Annotated in this window: 5 protein-coding genes; 3 read left to right on the top strand and 2 right to left on the bottom strand. The window is 70.2% G+C overall.

The genetic code is table 11. The features are described from left to right. The 3 genes from PLL68_RS11370 to PLL68_RS11380 form a co-directional block, all read left to right on the top strand. Window positions 1–884, top strand: an 884-nt coding sequence (locus tag PLL68_RS11370; protein WP_324534165.1) for a preprotein translocase subunit SecD, incomplete at its 5' end; no start/stop codon positions are given. Beyond that, on the top strand, window positions 881–2074 hold the full coding sequence (gene secF, locus PLL68_RS11375) for a protein translocase subunit SecF (RefSeq protein WP_324534167.1): 1194 nt from the start codon (window positions 881–883) through the stop codon (window positions 2072–2074). The genes PLL68_RS11370 and secF, both read left to right, overlap by 4 nt. Before the next feature lie 51 nt (window positions 2075–2125). Further along, window positions 2126–4471 carry a RelA/SpoT family protein gene (locus PLL68_RS11380; RefSeq protein WP_324534169.1) on the top strand — a complete coding sequence of 782 codons (2346 nt, stop codon included), beginning with the start codon at window positions 2126–2128 and terminating at the stop codon, window positions 4469–4471. 51 nt (window positions 4472–4522) lie between these two features. On the opposite strand, the gene PLL68_RS11385 is transcribed toward PLL68_RS11380, so the two are convergent. Next, a complete protein-coding gene (locus PLL68_RS11385) occupies window positions 4523–5884 on the bottom strand; it encodes a DUF349 domain-containing protein (RefSeq protein WP_324534171.1) in 1362 nt (453 codons plus the stop codon). A 2-nt stretch (window positions 5885–5886) separates the two neighbouring features. After that, window positions 5887–6687: a peptidylprolyl isomerase gene (locus PLL68_RS11390; protein ID WP_324534173.1), complete on the bottom strand. Its 801-nt coding sequence runs from the start codon at window positions 6685–6687 to the stop codon at window positions 5887–5889. Window positions 6688–6769: the final 82 nt, after the last annotated feature.

Here is a 6769-nt window from a genome sequence, read left to right on the forward strand (position 1 = left end):
AGCAGTACGCCGACATCAGCCGCGCCATGGTCGCCCTGCCCGAGCCGCAGAACCAGCTCGCCGCGACCCTGGACTCCCGGGTCATCGTCGCCCCCCGGTTCAACGAGGCCATCCTCGACGGCCGCGCCAGCATCACCGGTGGCTTCACCCTGGCCGAGGCCCGAGCCCTGTCCGACCAGCTGAAGTTCGGTGCGCTGCCGCTGTCCTTCGTCGAGCAGACGAGCATCGACATCAGCCCCACGCTGGGCAGCGAGCAGTTGCGGTACGGGTTCATCGCCGGCTTCATCGGACTGTTCCTCGTGTTCGTGTACTCCCTGCTCCAGTACCGCGTCCTGGGTCTGGTCACGGTGGCCTCGATCCTCGTCGCGGGCCTGCTGACCTACCTCGCCATCACGATCCTCGGGTGGTCGCACAACTACCGCCTCGACATGGCCGGCGTGACCGGCCTCATCGTCGCCATCGGGTTCACCGCGGACTCGTTCATCGTGTACTTCGAGCGCATCCGTGACGAACTGCGTGACGGGCGCTCCCTCGCCGCTGCCGTCGAGACCGGGTGGAACCGCGCCAAGCGCACCATCCTCATCGCCGACGGCGTGAACTTCCTCGCCGCCGCCGTGCTCTACGCGCTCGCCAGCTCGAGCGTGCGCGGCTTCGCGTTCACCTTGGGCCTGACCACGCTCATCGACCTCCTGGTCGTCTTCTGGTTCACCCACCCGGTCGTCTCGCTGCTGGCCCGGCGCCCGTTCTTCCGTGACGGCCACGCCTGGTCCGGCCTGGATCCACGTCGCCTCACCCTGAGTTCGGCCAAGCCCCGGTATGCCGGTCGCGGCCGTTTCACGCACCCCACTCCTGCCGCGGCAGGCACCGAAGGAGGTGTGGCATGAGTTCGCGCTTCGCCACGCTCGGCAACGACCTCTACACCGGCGAGAAGTCGGTGCCCGTCGTCGCCCAGCGGCGCCGGTTCTACATCGCCTCCGCCGTCGTCATGCTCATCGCCGTCCTCGGCCTGGTGTTCCAGGGCCTGAACCTCGGGCTCGAGTTCCGCGGCGGTTCGGAGTTCCGGGTGGCGACCACGTCGCTGCCCGCCACGTACGAGGACATCGCCCGCCAGGCCATCGGTGCAACTGAGAGCCAGCGTGCCGTCAACGTCACCGTCGTCGGCAACAACACCGTGCGGGTGCAGACCGAACGACTCAACGACACCGACAGCCAAGCCGTCCGCCAGAACCTCGCCGAGGCCTTCGGGGTGCCGACCTCTGAGGTCAGCGGCACCTTCATCGGCCCATCGTGGGGTGCGTCGGTCAGTCAACAGGCACTGCGCGCCCTGGTGATCTTCCTCGCCCTGGTGGCCGTGGTCATGAGCATCTACTTCCGCAACTGGAAGATGGCCGCGGCGGCGCTGATCGCCGTGGTCCACGACATGATCATCACCGTCGGCATCTACGCCCTGATCGGGTTCGAGGTGTCGCCCGCGACGATGATCGGCTTCCTCACCGTGCTCGGCTACAGCCTCTACGACACGGTCGTCGTGTTCGACAAGGTGCGCGAGAACACCACGGAGGCCTTCGCCAACGGCCGCATGTCCTATGCCGAGGCCGCCAACCTCGCCGTCAACCAGACGATGGTCCGCTCGATCAACACCACGATCATCGGCGTGCTGCCCGTGGCCGCCGTGCTCGCGGTCGGCGCCATCTGGCTCGGGCCCGGCGTGCTGCTCGACCTCTCGCTCGTGCTCTTCGTCGGCATCATCGTCGGCGCCTACTCCTCGATCTTCATCGCCACGCCCCTGCTCGTCTCCCTGCGGCGCAACGAGCCGGCCGTCATCGAACTGGCCAAGCGAGCCAGCCGGTACCAGGCCCGGCGGGCCAAGGACGTGGCCGCGGCCGAGACCGCTGAGGCATTCGGCGAGGGTGACGGCGGCGCCGAGGACCCACGGGTCGCGGTGTCCGCGGGCAGCGGCACGCGTGCCGCGGCATCCGGCGACGCATCGACCCTGTCCGGCCGGGCCGTGCACAAGTACGCCCAGTCCGGTCCGCGCAACCAGCCGCGGCGCCCGCCGAAGTCCAAGCGCTGAGCATCGTGGACCGGCATCGGCGACCGGCTGGCTGAGCACTACACTCCCGGCATGGTCGAGGACGGTACGTGGGTCGGGGCGGGGACACCCCCACCCGGCGTGTCCTCGCGCGCCAGGGCCCGGGCGGCCCTGGCCCTCGTGGGCCGCAACCGCACCCCTGGCAACCCGGTCCTCGAACCGCTGCTCCAGGTCGTGCGGGGAACCCACCCGAAGGCGGACGTCGCCGTCATCGAGCGGGCCTACGCGGTCGCGGAGCGCGCGCACGAGGGGCAGAAGCGGCGATCGGGCGATGACTACATCACCCACCCCCTGGCGGTGACCACGATCCTCGCCGAGCTCGGCATGACACCGACGACGTTGGCTGCGGCGCTGTTGCACGACACCGTCGAGGACACGTCGTACAGCCTCGAGGCGTTGCGGCGCGACTTCGGTGACGAGATCGCCATGCTCGTCGACGGCGTGACCAAGCTCGACAAGGTCACCTACGGCCAGGCCGCGCAGGCCGAGACCGTGCGCAAGATGGTCGTGGCCATGGCGCGCGACATCCGGGTCCTCGTCATCAAGCTCGCGGACCGGCTGCACAACGCGCGCACCTGGCGCTACGTCTCGCAGGAGAGCGCCGCCCGCAAGGCCAAGGAGACCCTCGAGATCTACGCCCCGCTGGCCCACCGGCTCGGCATGAACACCATCAAGTGGGAGCTCGAGGACCTGTCCTTCCAGGCGCTGTACCCGAAGGTGTACGACGAGATCGTCCGGCTCGTGGCCGAGCGTGCCCCGGCTCGCGAGGAGTACCTCGCCACCGTGCGCGACGAGGTGAGCGCCGACCTGGCCACGGCCAAGATCAAGGCCACCGTCACCGGCCGGCCCAAGCACTACTACTCCGTGTACCAGAAGATGATCGTGGGGGGCCGCGACTTCGAGCAGATCTACGACCTCGTCGCCGTGCGCGTACTCGTGGAGACCGTGCGCGACTGCTACGCGGCGCTGGGGGCGCTGCACGCCCGGTGGAACCCGGTGCCGGGGCGGTTCAAGGACTACATCGCGATGCCGAAGTTCAACATGTACCAGTCGTTGCACACGACGGTCATCGGCCCGGGCGGCAAGCCCGTCGAGATCCAGATCCGCACGCACACGATGCACCGCCGGGCCGAGTACGGCGTCGCGGCCCACTGGAAGTACAAGGAAGAGCCCAACGCCAAGGGTGCGGCCGCCCGGGGGGCTCAGGGCGGGGCGCAGGCCCGCGACGGCCAGACCGGTCCGATCAACGACATGGCTTGGTTGCGCCAGCTGCTCGACTGGCAGAAGGAGACCTCCGACCCGGGTGAGTTCCTGGAGTCGCTGCGCTTCGAGATCACCGCCAGCGAGGTCTACGTCTTCACGCCGAAGGGACAGCTCGTCGGTCTGCCGGCCGGGTCGACGCCGGTCGACTTCGCCTATGCCGTGCACACCGAGGTGGGCCACCACTGCATCGGCGCCAGGGTCAACGCCCGTCTCGTGCCGTTGGAGAGCCGCCTCGACAACGGCGACGTCGTCGAGGTGCTGACGTCCAAGGCCGACTCCGCCGGCCCGTCGCGTGACTGGCTGAACTTCGTGCGCTCCGCACGGGCCCGCAACAAGATCAAGCACTGGTTCACCAAGGAACGCCGCGAGGAGATGATCGACGAGGGCAAGGACGCCCTCGCGAAGGTGATGCGCAAGCAGGGCCTGCCCCTGCAGCGACTCACCTCGGTCGAGTCCCTCACGGGCGTCGCCGAGGAGCTGCGCCTGGCCGGGATCGACGGTCTCTATGCCGCCATCGGCGAGGGCCACGTCTCGGCCCAGCACGTCGTGTCGCGGCTCGTGGCCTCGGTCGGGGGAGAGGAGGGTGCCAGCGAGGACATCGCCGAGGCAGCCAGCCCCACCGCCCGGCGCACCCACCACCGACGCTCAGGCGACCCCGGGGTCGTCGTCAAGGGCATGTCGGACGTGTGGGTCAAGCTCGCGCGGTGCTGCACCCCGGTGCCCGGCGACGACATCCTGGGCTTCGTCACGCGCGGCACCGGCGTCTCGGTCCACCGCCGCGACTGCACCAACGCCGACTCGCTGCTCTCCCAGCCCGAGAAGATCATCGAGGTCGAGTGGGCCCCCACCTCGGGCAGCCTGTTCCTCGTCCAGCTCCAGGTCGACGCCCTCGACCGGTCGCGACTGCTCTCCGACGTCACCCGGGTGATCTCCGACAACGGAGTCAACATCCTGTCCGCTGCCGTGACCACCTCGCGCGACCGGATGGCCAAGCTGCACTTCACCTTCGAGATGGGTGACCCGGCGCACCTGGGCCACGTCGTGCGAGCCGTGCAGAGCGTCGACGGAGTCTTCGACGCACACCGGGTCACCGGCGGAAAGCGCTCAGACCACTAGCGTCCGGCGAGGTGGTCGCAGGAGCGACCACCCTGCCGGACGCAGCGACCGTCAGCCGCTGAACTCGTCGAGGCCGGCGCGCGCCTGGTCCAGCCACTGCTGCTGCGCCGCCAGCTTGCTGGTCGCGGCTGCGGCCGCCTTGGTGTCGCCCTTGGCCTCGGCCTTGGCCAGGTCAGCCTGGGTCGCTGCCACCGAGGCCTCGAGCTGGTCGACCATCGAGCGGGCGCGGGCCGCCACCTCGGGGTTGGTGCGCTTCCAGCGCTGCTCGTCGGCCTCGCGGATCGTGGCCTCGACCCGGCGCATCCGCTTCTCGACCCGCTCGAGGTCGGCTCGGGGGACCTTTCCGGCGGCCTCCCAACGGTCCTGGATGCCGCGCAGCGTTGCCTTGGCCGCCTCGACGTCGGAGACCGGCAACAGCGCCTCGGCCTCGACGAGCAACGCCTCCTTGACGACGAGGTTGGCCCGGAAGGACTCGTCCTCGGCGGCGACGACCTCGTCCTTGGCGGTGAAGAAGGCATCCTGCGCACTGCGGAACCGCTCCCAGAGGGCGTCGTCCTCGGCGCGCGAGGCGCGACCGGCAGTGCGCCAACGGTCCATCAGCTGCTTGAACGCGCGCGCGGTCGGGGCCCAGTCGGTGCTCGTCGCGAGCTTCTCCGCCTCGGTGACGAGGGCCTCCTTGGTCGAGCGCGCGTCCGCGCGGCTCGTCTCGAGGTCGGCGAACCAGGCGCGGCGGCCCTTGTCGAAGGTGTTGCGGGCGTGGCTGAAGCGGGTCCACAGGGCGGACTCCGTGGTCTTGTCGAGCTTGGGGCCGCTGCGCTGGTGCTGCTTCCACTCATCGAGCAGGGCCCGCATGCGCTCACCGCTGGTCTTCCACTGGGTGGAGCCGGCTGGCTGGGCCGCGATCTTCTCGGCCTCGGCGACCAGTGCCTCGCGCTGCTCGGCGGCCACCGCGCGGGCTGCTGCCCGTGCCTGCGCCTCCTCGGCACGCTTGGCGGCCAAGCCCTCCTCGACCCGGGCCACGGTGGCCTCCAGGGCGGCGAGGTCACCCACGACCCCGGTGGAGGCGATGTGCTCCTTGAGCGTCGTCAACCCGTCGGCGACCTCCTTGGAGGCGACCTCGGGGTTGCGCAGCCGCGCCTCGAGAAGGTCTGCCGACGCGGCCAGCTCGTCGTACTTGCGCGCGAAGTACTGCAGGGCCTCCTCGGCGGACGCCCCCGGGTAGGACCCCACCTCGCGCTCCTCCTCACCGACGGTGACGAAGACGGTGCCGGTGTCGTCGACCCGACCGAAGCGGGCTGACTCCGAGTGGCTCACCGGTGCTGCGGGAGCCGCCACCGGGCGGGCCTGGAGCCGGGAGGCCAGGGCCGCGGGCGAGGGGATGGCGGGGCGGGGGGTGGGCTGGTCGTCGGACACGGTCAGGCCTTCTTCTCGGTGACAGCAACGCTGAGGATGCTGATCGGTGCGGCGGGGAAGCCGTCATCGGGGCTCGAACCGCCGGGGCCAACCCCGGCGGCAACAATCTTGTCGACAATATCCAACCCTGCGGTGACCGTGCCGAACACGGTGTACCCGTTGGGGTCCGGTAGTGACGAGTCGCCGTACACGATGAAGAACTGACCGCCGTTGCCCTGCTCGGGATCCTGGGTGCGGGCCATGGCGACCGTTCCTCGCGGGTAGCTGCCGTCAGCCGGCGCGTTCTCGACGCCGAAGCCGTAGCCGGGGTTGCCCTGACCGGTGCCGGTCGGGTCGCCGCACTGGAGCACCTTCAGCGTCGGCGACGTCGTGAGGCGGTGGCACGGCGCGCTGCGCCAGTAGTCGCGCTCGGCGAGCTGGACGAACGACGCCACGGCCTGGGGAGCCTTCTCACCGTCCAGGGTGAGCTCGATGTCGCCGCAGTTGGTCGCGATGGTGGCGACGTACGTCTTGCCCTTGGCCGTCGCGGCATCCGGGAGGTCGAGCTCGGCACCGGTGCCGAGGATCTCCGGCGGCGGCTGGCAGCCCGCAAGCGTGGTGGCGGCGGCGCTGGGCGAGGGGTCCGGATCCTGCGAGCCGAAGACGGTGCCGAGGAGAGCCAACGCGCCGAGTACGGCGACGACCGTGGCGATGATGGCGAGCACGCGGTTGCGCCGCGCACCGTCGGCCTCGCGCTGGGCGATGGCCTTGAGCTGGCGCTCGTGGCGGCGGCGCGCTCGAGCGCGCTCCTGCTCCTTGGTCATGGCTCGCGGTCCCTTCCTGGTTGCCGGCATCGGCATGGTTCCGGCATCCGGCGACGGAGCCGGTATCGGCGGCCCAGTCTAG

Origin of the sequence: Ornithinibacter sp. (genome assembly GCF_035443565.1) — a bacterium.
GTDB lineage: Bacteria > Actinomycetota > Actinomycetes > Actinomycetales > Dermatophilaceae > Fodinibacter.

Coding starts and splice junctions, on each gene's coding strand:
- secF (WP_324534167.1), top strand. CDS start 881: ATGAGTTCGCGCTTCGCCACGCTCGGCAACGACCTCTACACCGGCGAG.
- PLL68_RS11380 (WP_324534169.1), top strand. CDS start 2,126: ATGGTCGAGGACGGTACGTGGGTCGGGGCGGGGACACCCCCACCCGGC.
- PLL68_RS11390 (WP_324534173.1), bottom strand. CDS start 6,687: ATGACCAAGGAGCAGGAGCGCGCTCGAGCGCGCCGCCGCCACGAGCGC.